The following is an 18,395-nucleotide window of genomic DNA, read 5'->3' as shown; positions in this document are numbered from 1 at the left end:
GTTGCCGGATCATCCGCTCACCTACTTTTTTGTAATGACTCAATTATACGGCAAAAAAGGCATAGCCTCTTCAACTTTTTTGAAGGGCTGTACCTTTTCTAAGAGTTGGACTTTTTCAGTGACCTCGAAAAACCTGCCCTAAACGGCCAGCTAGCGCGCCGGAGCGCCAATAGGGCAGGAAAACCTGCCCTAAACGGCCAGCTAGTGCGCTTGAGCGCCAATAGGGCAGGAAAACCTGCCCTAAACGGCAAGCTAGCGCGCCGGAGCGCCAATAGGCTCAAGCGAAACCTGAGGGCAGTACAGGAGGAAACTTCTGGGCTTTCATTTATTAATTTTGTGCAAACGTTTGAACAAAATTATGACCGAAAAACCATTGTAGTCATTGGTTAATCCAATTATTTCAAGTGGTTTTTTATGCAAAGTTCGTGAAGAACTGTGCAAGTTTTCACAGATTTTGTGCAATCCTATATTCCATATTGCCAAATTGATAAAAATGGCATTTTTTCAATGTATCTTGAAATAGTGAGGTATTGTGAGAAAAATGACGAAAATGAGAGTATTTCTGTTAATTGTTTAGAAATTTGGACTGTGCAAACGTATTTACAACGCCTAGAAAAAGTGTATAGTAAAGAAGCAGTCATTAAGCGCTTCCAAACGGTGAAAAGAGCGGTTGTACTTGCTTTCACGCGAAAAGTCCAACCTGTTGTACAAACGTTTGCGTAAGTGCACTAAATGGTTTAAAAAGAGAGGGGACTTTTCAAATGAAAAAGAAGCTTTTGATGACGTTGGTTGCAATGGCAATGCTCACAGTACCACTGGCAGCATGCGGCAGTGATAGCAAAAAGGATGAGCCTAAACAAACAACAGCTGGCACAGAAACTCCAAAGACTGATGACGCGGAAAAGCCAGCTGAAGACCCAGCAGCGGCAGCAACAGAAGACGTTAAGCCTGAAGAAGGCGCGAAGCTGGTTGTATGGGCTGCGCAAGAGCAAAAGGATTACCTCATAGAGATGGGCAAAGAGTTCGAAGCGAAATATGGCATTAAAGTTGAGTACCAAAAAGTGGGCTCCTCTGATGCACTGAACAAAGTTCAAAAAGACGGCCCTGCAGGCGTAGGCGCAGACATATTCATGTTGGCACATGACCAAGTTAACCGCGCAGTTCAAGCAGGCGTTGTTCTCCCGAATGACTACTACGAAGAAGATACGAAAGCGAACTTCGTAGAAACGGCTGTTAACGCAGTTACGGGCACAGACGGTGTTCTTTACGGCTACCCGCGTAACATTGAAACTTACCTCCTCTTCTATAACAAAAACTTGGTGAAGCCAGAAGACCTTGCAACGTGGGACTCGATCAAGGCGTTCTCCAAAGCCTATAACAATCCAGCTGAGAAAAAATTCGGCATCATGTGGAAGCTGGATGATACGTACTTCAACTATGGGTTCATCGGCGGCAGCGGCGGTTATGTATTCGGCAAAAACAATACGGACCCTACTGATATCGGTTTGAACAACGAAGGTTCAGTTGAAGGCATCAAATTCATGCAAAGCATGAAAGAAGTTATGCCGTTCAAAGTTGCTGACGCAACGAGCGACGTAAAAACGGACCTGTTCCAAAAAGGCAAACTGGCAATCGACATGGACGGCATCTGGCAGCTCGGAACGTTCACGAAAGAAAAGCTTGGCTTTGATGTAGGTGCGGTTCCGCTGCCTCCAATGCCTAACGGCAAATCGCCTAAGCCATTCGCTGGCGTACAATCGTACTTCGTAAGCGCGTTCTCGCAATACCCGAACGCTGCTCGTTTGTTCGCTCACTTCGTATCGAGCCAAGAAGCAGCAGTTAAGATGTACCAAATGACGGGTACAGTATCCGCTCGTAAAGGCCTGGATACAGACCCAGCATTCCAAAACGACTTAGTTAAAGCGTTCATGGAGCAATTCAAAAACGTTGAGCCAATGCCTTCGATCGCAGAATCCGGTTCCTTCTGGACGGCAATGGGTCCTGTATACCCTGCAATCTGGGACAAAAATGCTGATGTAAAAGCAACACTGGATAAAGCTGTAACTGACATGAAAACGCTCATTACGCAAGCAAAATAAGAGGGAACTTTTCCTGATAATGTTTAATAGGCAATCACCCGTAATCGAGGTTACGGGTGATTCTCTAATGAGAGGAGAGTCTGAATTTGCGTCAGCATCGGACGACGGCAGCAGTGCTTTCTGCTGTATTTATGGGCCTTGGCCAACTTTATAACCGCCAATATGCGAAAGGCATATCTTTCATCGTTGTCTACGCTGCGGCAATTTATTACGCGATTAACAATCTTGGCCATGCGCTATGGGGCATTGCAACGCTCGGCGAAACGAAGCAACACATGGAAAAAGTTGGGAGACTCACACAAAGGGTACCGGGAGACCATTCCATCTTTTTAATGATCGAAGGGTTGATTACGATCTTCGTCGTGCTGCTGGTCATTTACCTCTTCATTAACAACATACGTGATGCATATTCCGGAGGGAAGCTGCGCGAAGAAGGAAAGAAGCTCAATACAATCCGTGAAACATTCCTGTTTATTTTGGACAAGAAGTTTCCACAGTTAGTTATTACGATTCCACTCGTTTTCGTTTTCTTCTTTACGATATTGCCAATTATTTTCTCAATTCTGATTGCTTTTACGAACTACAACAACACGCATGAACCGCCAGGGAATCTCGTTGACTGGCAAGGGCTCCGCGCATTTAAGGATTTGCTAGGATTAAGCCAATGGGCGCATACCTTTATAGGCGTATTCACTTGGACGATGGTTTGGGCAGTACTCGCAACCTTCACGACCTTCTTCGGCGGGTTTGCCGTTGCATTGCTTGTTCAACAGAAAGGCATTCGTTTCAAATCGGTTTTCCGTGCTATTTATATGATTCCATACGCGATTCCTGCATTCTTGTCGCTTTTGATCATGAGAAACCTGTTCAACGCACAATTTGGGCCAATCAATACAATGTTGTTAAAGTTAGGCATTGTAGGTCCGGAATGGCTGTCTGATCCGACTTGGGCAAAAGCAACGATTATAATGGTTAACGTCTGGTTGGGCTACCCAGCTTCGATGTTGCTTATCATTGGCATTTTGACGACGATTCCACGCGATTTGTATGAAGCGGCGGAAGTTGATGGAGCTTCGGCTTATTATAAGTTTAGAAAGATTACGTTCCCGAGCGTTATGTTCTCCCTTGCGCCAATCTTTATCGGCCAATTCGTAGGAAACATTAATAACTTCAACGTTATTTACTTGCTGTCCAGTGGTGGACCGACTAATAGTGAATACCAGTTTGCGGGACATACCGATATTTTGATTACGTGGCTGTATAGCCTTTCTATAACGAATGGCAGATACAATTTTGCGGCAGTCGTCAGTATCTTCCTGTTTATTATTATCGCGGTGTTCGCTAACTTTAGTTTCCGGCGCACTCGATCGTTCAGAGAGGAGGATAACCTGCGATGAATATTTACCGACTTCGCCAAAAAATGTGGCTGGCGATCAGCTATGTACTGCTGATTCTAATTGCAGTCGTTACGATTTATCCGGCTTTGTGGATCGTCTTCTCCTCGTTCCGGGAGGGGACCTCGCTATTTAGTGAAACGCTGCTCCCGCAAAAATGGACATTGGAGCATTACCGAGAGCTATTCACGACGTTATCGTTCGGCACTTGGTATATTAACTCACTGAAAATTTCCATCATTACGATGGTGCTCAGCGTTATCTTCCAGTTGCTCACAGGATATGCGTTTTCACGTTTCCGGTTCAAAACACGCAAGACGATTATGAGCGGCTTGTTCGTTATCGGGCTGTTCCCTTCCTTCTTAAGCTTGATGGCAGTGTTTGTACTCTTGAACAACATGAAGCTGCTTAATACGCATACGGCACTCATCATGGTGTCTTCGGCTGGTGCAGCAGTAGGTTACCTGTTGGTTAAGGGATACTTTGATACGATTCCAAAAAGCCTTGAAGAAGCAGCGATTATCGATGGTGCAAGCAACTGGGGCGTCTTCTTCCGTATCTTGCTGCCATTGTCCCGTCCGCTGATCGTGTATATGGCGGTTACGTCATTTGCTGGTACGTTCAGCGAATTCATTTTCGCCCAAACGATTCTTCGTACGGAAGACAAGCAGACGCTTGCAGTCGGGTTGTTTAACTTAGTTAATACGCAAACATCAACGCAATTTACTGTGTTCGCGGCAGGTTCGGTACTCGTTTCCATTCCAGTCGTTCTTATTTTCATCATTTTCCAACGCATGTTAGTAGAAGGGCTTACGGCAGGGGCGGAAAAAGGATGAGGAACCGTTCCTCGAAACGGGCAGGGCGTCTTGCTGGCCTATCGCTCGCATTGCTGTCGGCATCTGCGCTCATGTTATCTGGATGTTCAGGCAACGGGGCGCAGGGCCAGCAGGAGCAGGCGGCGGCACCTAAGACGGAAGCTGGCAATGCAGTTGCGGCTAAGGAAACGGATGGCTACACATTCACCGATCCAATTGCTCCGATGGGCAAAAGCAGCGGTGTCTGGTATGAACTTTTCGTTCGGTCGTTTAATGATTCGAATGGAGACGGCATCGGCGACTTAGCAGGCGTTACGAATAAGCTCGACTATTTGCAGCAACTGGGGATCAAGGGGATTTGGCTCATGCCAATCAACCCGTCCCCGTCCTACCATGGCTACGATGTCACTGACCATTACGCGGTAAATCCGGATTATGGCACGCTGGACGATGTTAAGCGATTGCTGGATGAGGCGCATAAACGGGGCATTAAAGTCATTATGGATTTGGTCGTGAACCATACGAGCAGCAAGCATCCTTGGTTCCTTGATTCTGCGAAGGGCAAGGATAGCAAATATCGGGACTGGTACACATGGGCCGAAGATAAAGGGATTAGCACGAATACCGTAGGCGCTTTGGGGCCGACTTCGTTTCACCCTGCGGGCAATTCCCACTACTTGGGCGTATTCTCGGAGAGCATGCCTGACCTGAACTTCGATAATCCAGAAGTGCGGCAAGAGCTAGTGAAAGTCGGGCAGTTCTGGCTCAAGCTCGGCATGGACGGCTTGCGCTTGGATGCAGCTAAGCATATTTATGAAGATTTCCAGTCTTCCGTGGACGATCCCCAGACACCGATGAAGAACAAAGCATGGTGGCAGGAATTCCGCCAAGGCATGGACAGCGTAAATAAGGATGCTTATCTGATTGGCGAAGTTTGGGATGCGATGTCCGTAGTTGGGCCGTTCCTTGATCATGCACTTAACTCGGGCTTCGACTTCGATCTGAGCAAACTCATGCTCGATTCTGCGAAAAATGAACAGGCAAATGCCGTTGGATCAACGCTCAATCGGATGTATAGCTACTTCAGCAAGCAATCGGGAGGGGCATTCGTCGATGCGCCATTCCTATCGAATCACGATGGAAACCGCGTGATGAGCGAGATGGGCGGCGATCCGAATCATGCCCGTATGGCTGCAGCCCTATTGCTGACGATGCCGGGCAACCCATTCCTCTATTATGGGGAGGAGATCGGCATGGAGGGCGCGAAGCCGGATGAACGGCTTCGTGAGCCGATGATTTGGGCAGCAGACCATAAATCCGATGGGCAAGCTACATGGGAAGCAGCATCGAGCAATGAGAAGACGGTGTCCGTTGCGGAGCAACTGAAGGACCCCGATTCTATGTTTAATTTCTATAAGAAATTAATCTCGTGGCGTTATGAAGAGCCTGCGCTAGGTGATGGAGGAATCGCATCATTCGAGATAGAGAAAGCCGGTGTGCTCGCATATGCGCGGATTAGCGGCAATACGACATTGCTGGTTGTCCATAATTTGACGGGAAGCAAGCAGGCCATTGATTTGAACGCTAATGGGAAGGTGCCATTTACGAAGGTACGTTTCCAAAGTGTTGCCGATGGCATTGCCCTGCAAGAAGGACAGCTGGAGCTGCCGCCATACAGCACTGTTATTTTGCAATAAGGAGAAGGCCGGATTCCTAGCTTTGGGTTCCGGCCTTTTTCTTCTCATCTTGGGAATGACTTACGAAGGGGGATATCAATATGATTAGTCGGTTAAGCCAATCCGTAGTCCGCTCGCGCAAATCGTTAGGCCTGCAATTATTCGGCATCACATTCGCAGGAATTGTTGCTCTTGTCTCTATTCTTGGTTACGCCTCTTATGCGATGTCCAAATCAATTTTGAAGGATAAAGTATCACAGGCATCGCAGGAAACGTTGACGCAGGCAACGGACAAACTGGATTTTCTGATGTCCACCTATGCAGGGTTATCCCGGCAGTTTCTCGTGGATACCTTGCTCCGTGAACAGCTTGTTATACATATGGACGCTAACGCTGATGTGGGCAAAAAACAAACGGTGCAGGATGCCATTCGCAACCGCTTAGACGGCGTTGTTTCATCTGAACCGAATCTAGTGGCGCTTCGGCTTGTGCCACGCAGTTTTGATAATTCGAAAGCATTAGCATCAAGCGGCGCTAACGCGCTTGAGATTACGGAGGCTAATAAGCCGTGGCTCCAACAAATGGTTGATGCAAAAGGAGAGCCTATTTTCGTGCCAACGTTGGAAAAGGGGTTGTTCGGCTATGCGCCGGAGCCTACGATTACCATCGGGCGATTGCTTAAAAACTTGAAAAACCCGGAAGCAGAGTTTTTGCTAGTCATTGAGCTGAAAAGCCAATTGTTAACCGATGTATTTGCAACCTCAAAAATTGGCGATAACGGCCAGCTGATGGTTGTAGACGGAGACAATAAGATCGTTTATGCAGCCGCATCCGAACTTATTGGAAAAGCGGTTCCAGCTATAGATGAAGCAGAAACGCTTTCTTTGGAGCAGCCGTCAAAGGCAACGCCATGGCATATGGTTGGAACGCTGCCTGTCAATGACCTCGTTCGGGATTCCGGGCGCATCTTGGAGCTGACGATGTGGATGGTTGTAGCGGCAGCTGTCTCCGCGCTTGTGATGGGTTATTTGATCGCCCGTAAAGTCGGCCGCCCGCTCGCGAAGCTATGCGGGCTTATGGAGAAGGGCGAGAATGGGGATTTGTCTGTACGGATGGACCTGAGGGGACCGAGCGAAATTGCGCGGCTTGCGAGGCACTTTAACCGGATGATGGAGCAAATCGGCCTGCTTGTCGCGCGCTCGAATGAGTCAGCGCAGCAGCTCGTCCTATCTGCGAAGGAATTGAAGCGGGTATCGACAGAAACGGCGGCTTCGGCTGGCGAAATCGCACAAGTGACGGGCATGATTGCGGAAGGCGCGATGAACCTCGCAGAGGAAGCGGAGCGCGGCATTCTGTTGACGCAAGCGATCGGCGGCAAAATGAACGCTGTAACCGCAACGAATACACGCCTTGAGTCGACGGCTGAAGGTGTCCGCACATATAGTGAGCAGGGCTCCACGTACATGGTTGAGTTGATTGATATGACGGATGAGACGGAACGGCTATCGCGATCGTTGGTAGAGCGGATCGGCAACCTGAAAGAGAGTGCAGGTTCGATTCGAACGATTATGGCTTTGATGCACGATATTTCGAAACGAACGAATATTCTTTCCTTGAACGCATCAATTGAAGCAGCGCGCGCTGGAGCATTCGGCAAAAGCTTCGCGGTGGTCGCAGAGGAAATTCGTAAACTCGCGGAACAATCCAAAGATTCGATCGGCGTGGTACAGCAGATGACGGAGGAAATTCAGCATGGCATCGACAGTACGGTCGGCGAGCTAGGGACGATTTCACCGCTGTTGAAAGAGCAAAATACAGCAGTGAAGGAAGCGGCCGTTCTGTTCGGGGAAGTGAAAAACCAAATGGGGCTGTTCGTGCATGAGCTTGCGCAATCGACTTCATCGATTGTGGAACTAGACGAATCGCAAAACACGCTTATCGCATCCATTGAGAATGTCAGTGCAGTGTCGCAGCAGTCAGCAGCGTCCTCAGAAGAGGTTGCTACGCTCACCACCAGCCAGATGGATGTTAGTGTGAAGCTCGTCACGTTGTCCGATGAGCTGGACTCATTGTCTAGCCAGTTGCTCGAGGTGCTGGCGCAATTCGGGACGAAGGAAGGCGAGGGCACAGGGGAGAGCGTGGAAGGAAATACGGATGGGTTTACGGAAGCTATTGATAAATGAGCAAGCTGTTGCACGCTCCAAAGCCGCTTTAATTTGCAGTACAAAACAGGGATGTCCCCAGCCGTCGAGGCTTTGGGGACATCCCTTGATTTCGTTTAAGAGGCTAGTCCAGCATAGAACAGCAAGTAGTTTTCCGAATTTGGATCCCAATAGGCCTCATCGTGGGCGCCTGGCGAATGGTGATACTCGGATTTGGCCTGTTTCTTGAGCAGCAACTGATTCAGCTTCTCCGCTCCCTCATAAAACCGGTAAGGGTCTTGATCGCCACAATCCAAGTAGATGGATAAGCCGGCCAGATCGGCGTTCTCGGCTAAGACGAGCGGGTCTCTTTGGTTCCGAAGCTCAGGCGTGGAATAGAGGTCCGGCCAAGCATCGAGATAGAGCGAAGCGCTATGGCCTCCGGCTTTACTGAACAGGTCCGAGTGCGTGAAGGCAGCGTGCAGCGCTGCGAGGCCTCCGCCAGAGAAACCGCCGATATAACGGCCGCTCTTGTCTGCGATGGTGCCGAAATGGCTGTCAACGTAAGGGATTAAGTCTTTTATCAAATAATCCTCGTAATTGCCAATCGTGCACGAAGAGCAGGTTTTTGCATCCTCCTCGGTCAGATTGAGGCCATAGCTGCTTTCTAATAACGGCGCAACGATGAGGAGCGGTTGAATTTTACCCTCGCCGATTAGCTTGTCAGCTGCAGCCGACAGGCCCACTGACGATAGGACGGAGTTCTCCGAGCCATTAAGCGGATGCAGCATGTAGAGCGTTGGATAGTGCTTCGTTGCATCATAACCCGGCGGCAAATATACATTGAATCGAACCTCCTTGCCGAGTGCAGGGCTATCAAACAGGATGCGGTACACGCTTGCCGCCTTCGAGATCAGTTTGGCGCTTTCCGGCAAACCAGCGATCTCCGTGCCAGCGGAATCGGCTGTGGAGGAGGCAGGCGTTGCAGTTGTTTGCGGCGGCGTGGCGTCATTCGTTTTCCCCCCAGTTGTTGAAGCGCCGCATGCTTGAAGGAGGAGCGCCGAGGCAAGCAAAGCCGCGGAAACGAAAGTTAGCTGTTTGCGTTTCATTGGAAACCCCTTTTCTATTCATGAGTGTAGGTAAGGCTACTATTCATCATAGAAAAGAAACGAGGGTGCGAATATTGCAAATCGGAAAGGAAACGATGCAAATCGAAAGCGTTGGCCGCCTTCGCTAGTTTTTGAGCATCCAGCAAAATTGGTTACGGTATTCCGTTGGCGTGTAGCCAGCAAATTTGCGAAAATTGCGCAAAAAATGCGCAGGATCGCGAATGCCGATGCGTTGCATAATCTCGTCCTTGGGAAGCAGCGTATTGCGCAGCATTGAGCCTGCCATCTGCATGCGAACTTGATTCAGATACGCGATGACAGTTGATCCTGTGCGGCGTTTGAATTGTTGGTTAAGCGTCGTTTTGTTCGTATGAAAATTGCGTGCCAAATCGTCGATCCGAATCTTCTCGGTGTAGCGGGTATGCAGAAAGCGAATGATGGCATCGACTCGGTCCGTCACTTCCGCTGATTCGGCAATCTGGGCATCCACGGCGTTTACCGGCTTGGGAAAGGAGTCCACCTGTCGATACATTCGGCTGGCCAGATACAACAGCTCCAGCAGATAAGTACGGCTTCGGCAAGGCCAGTGATAATCAGGTTGGGTGGCCAACTGCACGTTAATTGCTTCCATGATGGATAGGCAGTGGCGTGCGGTTGCCGGGTCGACTGGAATGCAGCCCAAATAAGCGCCGTGACGATTAGTGAAAGGCTCAAGGCACCATTGGTCCTGTTGGTCAGATAAAGACCAATCGGAAGGAAAGGGCTGTTCGGCTGAAAATAGCCGATCGCCATTCAATTCGAATTTGGCATTCAGAATGCCAGGGTGAAAATAGAGTGAGTAAGCTGCTAAATGCCCAATGGCGGATAAATGAACGGTCTCTAGCTCGTTAAAGCAATAGATAGCTGGCGAAATGAGCGGATAAGTGTGGGAGCCGTAGGCAATTAGCCCGGTCCCCTCGAGCACAAGCACGAGCTTGTATCGGGAGCGGTGGGATGCATCCCATCCGAATGTTTCTTCCGGATTATATCCAAGTGCATGGCGATATCCGGGGTGATAAATGGCGCCGACGGTTTCAACTTTCATGGGACCCTCCTTTATGGCATTGTTGGAATCTGCGAATGGGAACAAAAAAAGGTACAACCTCTGCCGAATTGGCGTCGAGGTTGTACCTGATTGGTAGCAGTGCCTTCAAATTGGCGATTCATTACGATTGCTCGAATGGAATTAGCACACTGTGCTCAGTTGCAAACGGATCATTCAATATTGCTTTCATCATTTCATAGGCTTGCTCTGCTTTGTTTTGTTGCATCCGAATGGCACGGGCGCCGTGAGGGACATATTCAGGGCAATCCGAAGTACATACGACGATCATATCCGCAGGGTTTACAAACGCAGCTAACTGCAAGGCTAAAAATTCGTTTAATACGAGCAGCGGGCGGCTTGTATGGGCGGCAGCGAAAGCACGCAGCGACTGCATATCCCGGACAGCAGGCCATATGCGGCTAGAAGGCAACCCGCTTTCTTGCTGCAGCCAATCGCTGAGCGCTTGGTTATGGTAATGCTCGTGCACGATGGAGTAGGGCTGTCCCTTGCAAATGCCATTTACAATTTCGAATAGTTGCTTGTAATCGTGTACGACGTGGCGGAATAAAGGATCATCGATCAACCCGTCCACGAGCACAATCGGCGTGCCGAAGGTGAACTTGCTTGCAACCTCATGGAAGGAGTTCGCACTGGCGTCGATGACGAACACCCCGTCAAGCTTGCGTTCGAGCACGAGGTCGAAGTTTGGCTGCCCAGGATCGATTCGGGCGACCAAGAGCCGATATTGGCGCTCCAAGCTGAGGCGCTCCAGTTGATCGATAAATTTGGCGTAGCTAATATGCTTCGTAATAAGATCGGAATCTGTGCCAATGAGCAGAATGCCGAGCAAATTCGTTTTCCCGACGGAGAGCGCTCGAGCGGTCAGGTTTTGAATGTAACTTAGCTTTTCTACTGCAGCGTAAACGCGCTTTCTCGTTTCCTCTGGGATCGTTTGATTCGTTACTTTGTTGAGTACATAGCTTGCGGTAGCAACGGAAACGCCAGCTTCCTTGGCGACATCTCGAAGCGTCGGTTTTTTGGGCATGAACGGCGTCCTCCGATTCCGTGACATAAGTATTTCCATCATATAAGGGGCGGGTAAAAGTGTCAATTTTGGGCGCAGGAATGATTGACAACCGAAAGTTGATCACCTATACTGAACGTAACTTAACCGGTTAAGTTACGGTTGGAATTGACTTCACAGATGAGGTGAGAGGCATGGAAACGATGCAGGCGCTGAAGAGGGGAGAGGCTATCCTAGCAGGAGGCGATCGGCCGCTTTGGCGCAATCGGCCATTCGTTTCAATTTTGGCAGGCAATTTGGTTGCCGTATTCGGGGACTGCTTTAGCGGCATCGCGCTAAGCCTTTGGGTGCTCCAGACAACTGGAAGCGCGAAACAGATGGCGTTCATTTTAGTTTCCTATACGCTGATTAGCGTTTTGTTTGGCTCGATCGCGGGGACGGTTGCAGACCGAATGAGCCGGCGCAAGCTGATGCTGATTTCGGATCTATCGCGTGGCATTCTGGCCTGCATATTGGCTTTATTTATGTTTGCTTTCCATTTGCCATTCGCAGCGATACTGGTTTTAATCTGCTTGTCGGCATTCGCCGGCCTGTTCCAAGGGCCTTCCTTCCATGCCTCGATTACGAAGCTGGCGGGCAAGGGGAGAATCGAGCAAGCGACAAGTGCCGTTTACTTAACCGACAATATTGCCCGCATTTCGGGGCTTGCGTTAGCTGGTGTAGCTGTTGCGGCATTCGGCGGCGTTTGGGCGATGGTCTTTAATGCAGCCACATTTTTCTTCTCCGCGTTGTGCGTTATTATGGCAGGGCCATTTGATTCAGCAACTGATGAACCGGTTCAAGCAGCAGGTCCATTTCAATCGGCGGCAGATGATCCGGTTCCCGCAACTGGACCGTTTCAATCCGCTGAGGACGTTTCAAACGGTGAAGGGAAGAAGTCATTATGGGCGGAGCTCGCGCTTGGTTTTGCTTATATTCGCAAGGATGCGCTGGCTCGCTCCATTGTCATTTTGAATCCGATTATTATATTGTTATTCATGTCATCGCTTATGCTTATCCAAGTCGTAGCGATCAAGGAATGGAAGGCGGGACCGATAGCATTTGGGCTAATCGAGATGTGCGTGCCGTTAGGTTATCTGATCGGAGCGGGAATCATTATGGCGCTCGGTTCCAAAATCGGCCGCAAAGGCTGGTGGGTATTTACCGGCGTCGTTACACTAGGGCCCGTGTTCGCCATAATAGCGATGCTGCCCCGTGCTACGGCAGCGCTTCCGCTTATTTTGCTAGGAGGCATGCTGTTCGCATTCTGCTCGATGATGATACAGATCATTCTGCGCTCGCAAGTGCCTAATGAGATGCAAGGCAGAGTGTATGGCACGCTTGGCTCTATTACTGGAGTTGCGCCGTCGATAGGCCTTCTCATCTCCTCTTCCCTTGCAGATGTACTCGGTGCCCATGTTGTGCTAGGTGCGCAAGGGCTATGTTTATTGCTAGTTGGAATTGCGGCAATAATTTGGTTAAAACCGCTACGTCAGTACTAGACTTTATTCATATTAATGGTATGATACTAGTAACAACTACCTAACGATTGTTTATGACAATATGAGGGCTATGATTTTTAGAACACATCGTGTTTTAAAAACAACCCCGTTTTTCCTTTAGAGGAGAAACGGGGTTGTTTTGCGTTCAGCCCATTGGTGGTTGTCGGTTGGTTGCTTCGTTGTGGGTTTTTGTTTTGCAGAAATGCAAACGTTTGCAAGAACCATTATATGTTGGAGAGAGGGATACGCTTGAGAAGAAAGAGTAGAGCATTCATCGCAGCACTCGTCGTACTCGTTATGACGGTCGGGCAGTTAATAGGGGGCGGTTTTGCCGTTCAAGCGGCTGTTGGCCTTCAGAGCCCAGTCATTGGCCTTCCTAATGCTACGGGCACAGGCGCAGATGTCACGTTTAACTATCAAGGCAGCGGCAGTGAAACAAGCGCTCAGGTTAAAGGGGAATTTTATAAAAACTGGGGAGAAAACATTGAGCTTGCACTTGGTGCGGGCAACGTATGGTCAGTAACCCGGGAAGTGCCAGCCGGATGGTATGAGTATGGTTTAATGACAAACGGCAGCGCATGGCAGGGCGACCCGCTCAATTCGGTTAGGAAAAATTCAAATCCGGGATTGTCGGTTCCGGGCGTAAGATTCAACACGGCAGACGAGTTTGCGCTTGGTACGGAAACCGTTGTGTCGGCTACGTATTTTACGGGCAATGCCGACGAGCAGTTCGCTCCGGTTTTGTCGGTAACTGCACCAGGCTTAAGCATCGCTAACGGCAAGCTGGCCGTTGCTGGCAATGCTACTACAGGACCTGTGGACATTACAGCAACCTATAATGGCTTTACGGCAACAAAGACGGTAAATATCGTTGGGCAAGCGCTGCAAAGCCCTGTTATCAATACAGATGGAAGCGTTACCTTCAACAACAAGACGGAACAAGGCGCTACGCTGAATCTTGTTGGCGGCATGAACGGATGGGACAACCATGGCATACCGATGGTGAAGGATGCAAACGGCGTATTCAGCGTTACGCAAAACCTTACGCCAGGTACTTATGAATACAAATTCGTGCCTGTTTCGGGTAAGTGGGACAATGCATTCACGGACCCTCTGAATATTCTCAGCAGCAATGGCAATTCAGTCGTTCATGTACCGGGTATACGGATTAACTCGGCTAACGACATCGGGAAGGGCGGATCGGTTGCACTGAGTGCGCAGCTCGTTGATCCTTCCGGCAATGTAAGCGATATCACACCAGCATGGTCGCTTGAGCAAAACAAGCCGGGCGTCTCGATTACCGGTTCGGCATTAACGGTCGATCCTTCGTATGTCGTTCAAGTGAATGATTCCGTAACGGTGGTAGCGGATTTCGGCGGCAAACAAGCAAAGAAGAAAATTTCGATTCAAGGGAAGATGTATACGTTCAATCTTCACTACTATCGATATGATGGCAACATGGCAAATTGGGATAACTGGATCTTCAACAGCTATATGGGCGGTACCGAATACGACTTTACGGGAACTGATGCAGATGGATTCGTGACGGTGCAGGTCAAGCTGCCGTTCGATTCGATCTCTGCCATCCAACGCCCGGGCGCATGGACTTCGCAGGACTTGACTCATGTCATTACAGTTCCTGCTGGCGAGACATCTGTTGATGCTTGGATGCTTGAGAAGAAGCCGGATGTTTATTACGACCGTGCTTCTGCATTGGATGCTAAGGCGCATCCTCCTGTGAAACGTTATATTGAACTGACCTACGTACGGGCAGACCAGGATTATACGGACTGGAACCTGTGGGTGTGGGGAACAGGCGCGAAGAATGACCGCATTGATTTCTCTAAATTCGAGAATGGCGTCGCGGTCGCTCGTATCGAAATTAGCGATACGACTTCCCGTATGGGCTTTAAGGTAAGGAAAGGCGACTGGGTAGAGACGGATATGAACACTGACCGTTATGTCGAAGCGCCATTGGATCAGGTTATTACGAAAGCAACGGTTACGAGTGGCCAATTGGAAGTCAAAGTTGTGCCTAACGTAACGGGACCAGTGTTCAATGATGGGAAAGTGACGTTCTTCTATCGTGATGAGCAGTTGTATAACAATAATCAGATGGATACGATTACGGGCGTACAAGTAAAGGTAACGCAAGGCAACCAAACGCAAACGTACGATATGACGTATCGCGCGGACAAACAATATTTTGATTATACCTTGTCCGGCCTGCAAGATGGTTCTTATACGTATTCCTTCCTAGTTACGCGTAACGGCGCAACAACTGAAGTAAATGATCCGAAAAATACGGTGAACGGCGTATCAGCATTCGATTACTATAATCCAGCAGTTGTGGTTAGCGGAACTGTATTGCCGCAAGCAATCGCATCTAATGAGAATGCTGTAGTGACCGTAAATCTGGCATCCAAAGCGACAGTTACGTATCGTGAAGTTTATCTGGATCTGACGTCGCTGGGCGGACCGGCGAAGTTCCAGATTGACCAAAAACTGATGCAAGGAACGATTGCGGTAGCAGACAACGTTCCAGCTGGCGACAAGATTATTCCAGTCGTGGCGATCGACCAGTACGGCAACAAGCATGCGAATATGATCAGGGTGACGGTGAAAACTAGGCAATCCGTCGGTTCGCTTGACTTTGATTGGGATGAGGCTCGAATCTACTTCTTACTGACAGACCGGTTTAAAGATGGGGATGAAACGAATAACTTCAACGTTGATAAGACGGCACTAGAGGCTTATCACGGAGGCGATTTCAAAGGTCTGATCGAGAAGCTTGATTACTTGAAGGATTTGGGCATTAATACGGTATGGATTTCGCCAATTGTAGACAATAATGACTTCAACCAAAGCACTACGATTAAGCAGTATGGGTACCATGGCTACTGGGCTAAAAACTTTGAGGCGCTCGATGAGCACCTTGGCGACTTGAATACGTTTAAACAATTGATCGATACTGCACATGACAAAGGCATCAAAATCATGGTCGACGTTGTACTAAACCATACAGGCTATGGCTTAAAACCAGGCGATACGAATCCGAACGTATCCGCAGAAGACAAAGCGCGGTTCGATGGTATGCTTCGCACAGACAACAGCATGGACGAGGTGACAGGAGAGCTCGCGGGGCTTCCTGACTTTAAGACTGAGGACCCAGCTGTACGCGCCAAAATTATCGAATGGCAAACATCTTGGCTGGAGCGTGCGAAAACCGATCGCGGCGATACAATCGACTTCTTCCGTATCGACACGTATAAGCATGTTGAAGATACGACGTGGAAAGCGTTCAAAAACGCGCTCACGCAAATCAATCCGAAATTCAAGATGATTGCTGAGAACTACGGAGCGAGCATCGATAATCAAGGCGGAGCACTTCGTTCCGGTTCGATGGATTCCCTGCTGGACTTCGATTTCAACAACCGTGCAGAACAATTCGTTAAGGGCGGCATTGACGATGTAGAGAGCTACATGGAGCATCGTAACGCGTTGATGGATAACACGGCGACGATGGGACAATTCCTGGGCAGCCATGACGAGGAAGGCTTCCTTAGCGATCATGTCGGCGGTGACAAAGGCATGCTCAAAGTAGCGGCAGCGCTGCAAATTACGTCTAAAGGCCAACCAGTTATCTACTACGGGGAAGAATTAGGCCAGTCGGGAAGAAAAGGCGATTTCGATAATGGCATTTACAATGAGAATCGCTATGACATGGCATGGGACAAATTAACGGACCCTGCAGCTGTTGAAGAGCAAGCACTGCATGCGCATTATCAGAAGCTGCTGCAAGTTCGGGCATCGTATTCCAAAGTGTTCGCCAAAGGCACACGCACGAAAGTTGCCGGCGGAGACAGTGATGGTTATCTCGTATTCGACAGAGCGTACCAAGGTGAACATCTTCTCGTAGGCTTGAACACAACGAAAAATGCTAAGAACCTTACGCTCGATGTGCCGTTCGCAGCGGGCCAAAAAGTTGTGGATCGTTACAGCGGCGTGGAGTATACGGTTTCTAGCAACAAACAAGTTACGTTAGCTCTGCCTGGACGCGATCAAGGCGGCACGTTCGTTCTGACAGCGATCAGCAGCAGTGGCGGCAGCGTTTCGACAGATGTGCCTCCGGTTGTAGGCGGTGGCGGCACACCGCCAGTTACGAAACCAGAAACGGGATCCGATACAGCTACAACGGTAACGGTAGATGAGAAGGATTTGAAGGAAGAACCGAAAGATGGCAAGGTTTCCATTACGGTTCCGAGCGTCTCCGGCGATCAAGGCAGCACGGCAAACGGAACGAATCTTAATGTCGTTCTTCCGTCAAATGCCGCAATACTGGTGGGCAGCTCCGCAGTTGAGTTCACATCAGGGCCTCTGAAAGTAACGCTGCCTTCGTCGGTTCTGGCTGAACTTCAAGCTTTGGCTCCGGCAGGCAGTGCGGCAGCGAACGGTCAAATCGTCATGGCAATCAAAGTTGTTCCTTCGGCGCAGGCTGATGAGCTTCTGAAACAAGCATCGAAATCGAGCGCGGCGAAAGTCAGCTTGTCCGGTTCGATGTATGAGCTTACGGTTTCCTATGTTGGCGCAGATGGAAAAGCAAAGGTACTGACCGAATTCAAAGAGCCTGTCACGTTGACATTCGCAGCCGATGCGAAGTCGAGCAACGGGCTGCAAGGCATTTACTACATCGCGGACAACGGGGAAATTACGTTCCTTAGCGATTCAATGTCAGCGAAAGTGTATCACTTCAGCAAGTATGCTGTACTGACGTTTGACAAAACGTTCACGGATATTAGCCCAAGTTTCTGGGCAGCGCAGGACATTAAAACAATGGCTGCCAAACATATCGTAAACGGCAATACAGCAACGACCTTTAACCCGAATGGGCAAGTAACACGTGCGGAATTCGCAGCGCTGCTGGTTCGTGCGCTCGGCCTTGAGGCATCGGCTGAAGCGAAAACGCCATTCAGTGATGTGGCTGCTGGCGCATGGTATGCACCAGAGGTTACAGCGGCTTATGAAGCAGGAGTTGTAAGTGGAGCAGATGCTGCTCATTTCCGTCCGAATGCGCAGGTGACGCGCGAAGAGATGGCGGTCATGATCGCTCGTGCACTGGATAAGCTGGGCAAATTGCCAGCTGCTCCAGCGGATGCGGCGCTGCTATCGCAATATGGCGATGGCGCAAGCGTCAGCGCTTGGGCGAAGGAAGGTATGCTGTACAGCCTGCAAGCCCAAATTTTGCGCGGCGACGCAGCTTCCAAGCTGCAGCCAAGCAGCTACACGACGCGTGCAGAAGCAGCGGTTGTGCTGAATCGATTGCTAAACTACACGAAGTAAGGCATTGGCAAGCGATGCGGATGTATAGCTTGACGATGGATTAACGGATTCTGCCCTCTATGCAGGCAAGGCAATTGCTGCCTGCATAGAGGGCTTTTTCGTATTATTAGGTCAGCCAGAGATTTCTAGTTGGCCTATTTTTGTGGCCGTACTATGATGGCGGTAGCCGGGA

At 49.5% G+C, this 18,395-nt stretch carries 10 protein-coding genes; 7 read left to right on the top strand and 3 right to left on the bottom strand.

Annotated elements, in window-relative coordinates:
• Positions 1–761 precede the first annotated feature (761 nt).
• The 5 genes from GON22_RS22255 (at position 762) to GON22_RS22235 (ending at position 8,167) form a co-directional block, all read left to right on the top strand.
• On the top strand, positions 762–2,099 hold the full coding sequence (locus GON22_RS22255) for a sugar ABC transporter substrate-binding protein (RefSeq protein ID WP_160398317.1): 1,338 nt from the start codon (positions 762–764) through the stop codon (positions 2,097–2,099).
• Between the two features lie 86 nt (positions 2,100–2,185).
• Positions 2,186–3,496 (top strand): sugar ABC transporter permease, encoded by a 1,311-nt coding sequence (locus GON22_RS22250; RefSeq protein WP_160398316.1) that lies wholly within the window; start codon positions 2,186–2,188, stop codon positions 3,494–3,496.
• Positions 3,493–4,329, top strand: coding sequence for a sugar ABC transporter permease (locus tag GON22_RS22245; RefSeq protein WP_160398315.1), 837 nt, complete (start codon positions 3,493–3,495; stop codon positions 4,327–4,329). Before GON22_RS22250 ends, GON22_RS22245 begins: the two co-directional genes overlap by 4 nt.
• Entirely contained in the window at positions 4,326–6,005 is a 1,680-nt protein-coding gene (locus GON22_RS22240) for an alpha-amylase family glycosyl hydrolase (protein WP_160398314.1), read from the top strand. Before GON22_RS22245 ends, GON22_RS22240 begins: the two co-directional genes overlap by 4 nt.
• 80 nt (positions 6,006–6,085) lie before the next feature.
• On the top strand, positions 6,086–8,167 hold the full coding sequence (locus GON22_RS22235; protein WP_160398313.1) for a methyl-accepting chemotaxis protein: 2,082 nt from the start codon (positions 6,086–6,088) through the stop codon (positions 8,165–8,167).
• 95 nt (positions 8,168–8,262) lie between these two features.
• Here the strand turns inward: GON22_RS22235 and GON22_RS22230 are convergent, their stop codons facing one another.
• The 3 genes from GON22_RS22230 to GON22_RS22220 form a co-directional block, all read right to left on the bottom strand.
• A complete protein-coding gene (locus GON22_RS22230; RefSeq protein WP_202113448.1) occupies positions 8,263–9,234 on the bottom strand; it encodes an alpha/beta hydrolase in 972 nt (323 codons plus the stop codon).
• Between the two features lie 124 nt (positions 9,235–9,358).
• Positions 9,359–10,318 carry an AraC family transcriptional regulator gene (locus GON22_RS22225; RefSeq protein WP_160398312.1) on the bottom strand — a complete coding sequence of 320 codons (960 nt, stop codon included), beginning with the start codon at positions 10,316–10,318 and terminating at the stop codon, positions 9,359–9,361.
• A 121-nt stretch (positions 10,319–10,439) separates the two neighbouring features.
• Positions 10,440–11,363 carry a LacI family DNA-binding transcriptional regulator gene (locus GON22_RS22220; protein ID WP_160398311.1) on the bottom strand — a complete coding sequence of 308 codons (924 nt, stop codon included), beginning with the start codon at positions 11,361–11,363 and terminating at the stop codon, positions 10,440–10,442.
• 173 nt (positions 11,364–11,536) lie between these two features.
• Between GON22_RS22220 and GON22_RS22215 the strand changes: the two genes are divergently transcribed.
• Positions 11,537–12,883, top strand: a complete 1,347-nt coding sequence (locus tag GON22_RS22215; RefSeq protein ID WP_160398310.1) for an MFS transporter — start codon at positions 11,537–11,539, stop codon at positions 12,881–12,883.
• Between the two features lie 249 nt (positions 12,884–13,132).
• Positions 13,133–18,223, top strand: a complete 5,091-nt coding sequence (locus GON22_RS22210; RefSeq protein ID WP_160398309.1) for an alpha-amylase family glycosyl hydrolase — start codon at positions 13,133–13,135, stop codon at positions 18,221–18,223.
• Positions 18,224–18,395 lie beyond the last annotated feature (172 nt).

The sequence above is a fragment of the Paenibacillus sp. MMS18-CY102 genome (genome assembly GCF_009789195.1).
Taxonomy (GTDB): domain Bacteria; phylum Bacillota; class Bacilli; order Paenibacillales; family Paenibacillaceae; genus Paenibacillus_T.
The sequence above is the reverse complement of the archived record's forward strand: the minus strand, read 5'-3'. Positions and strand labels throughout refer to the sequence as shown.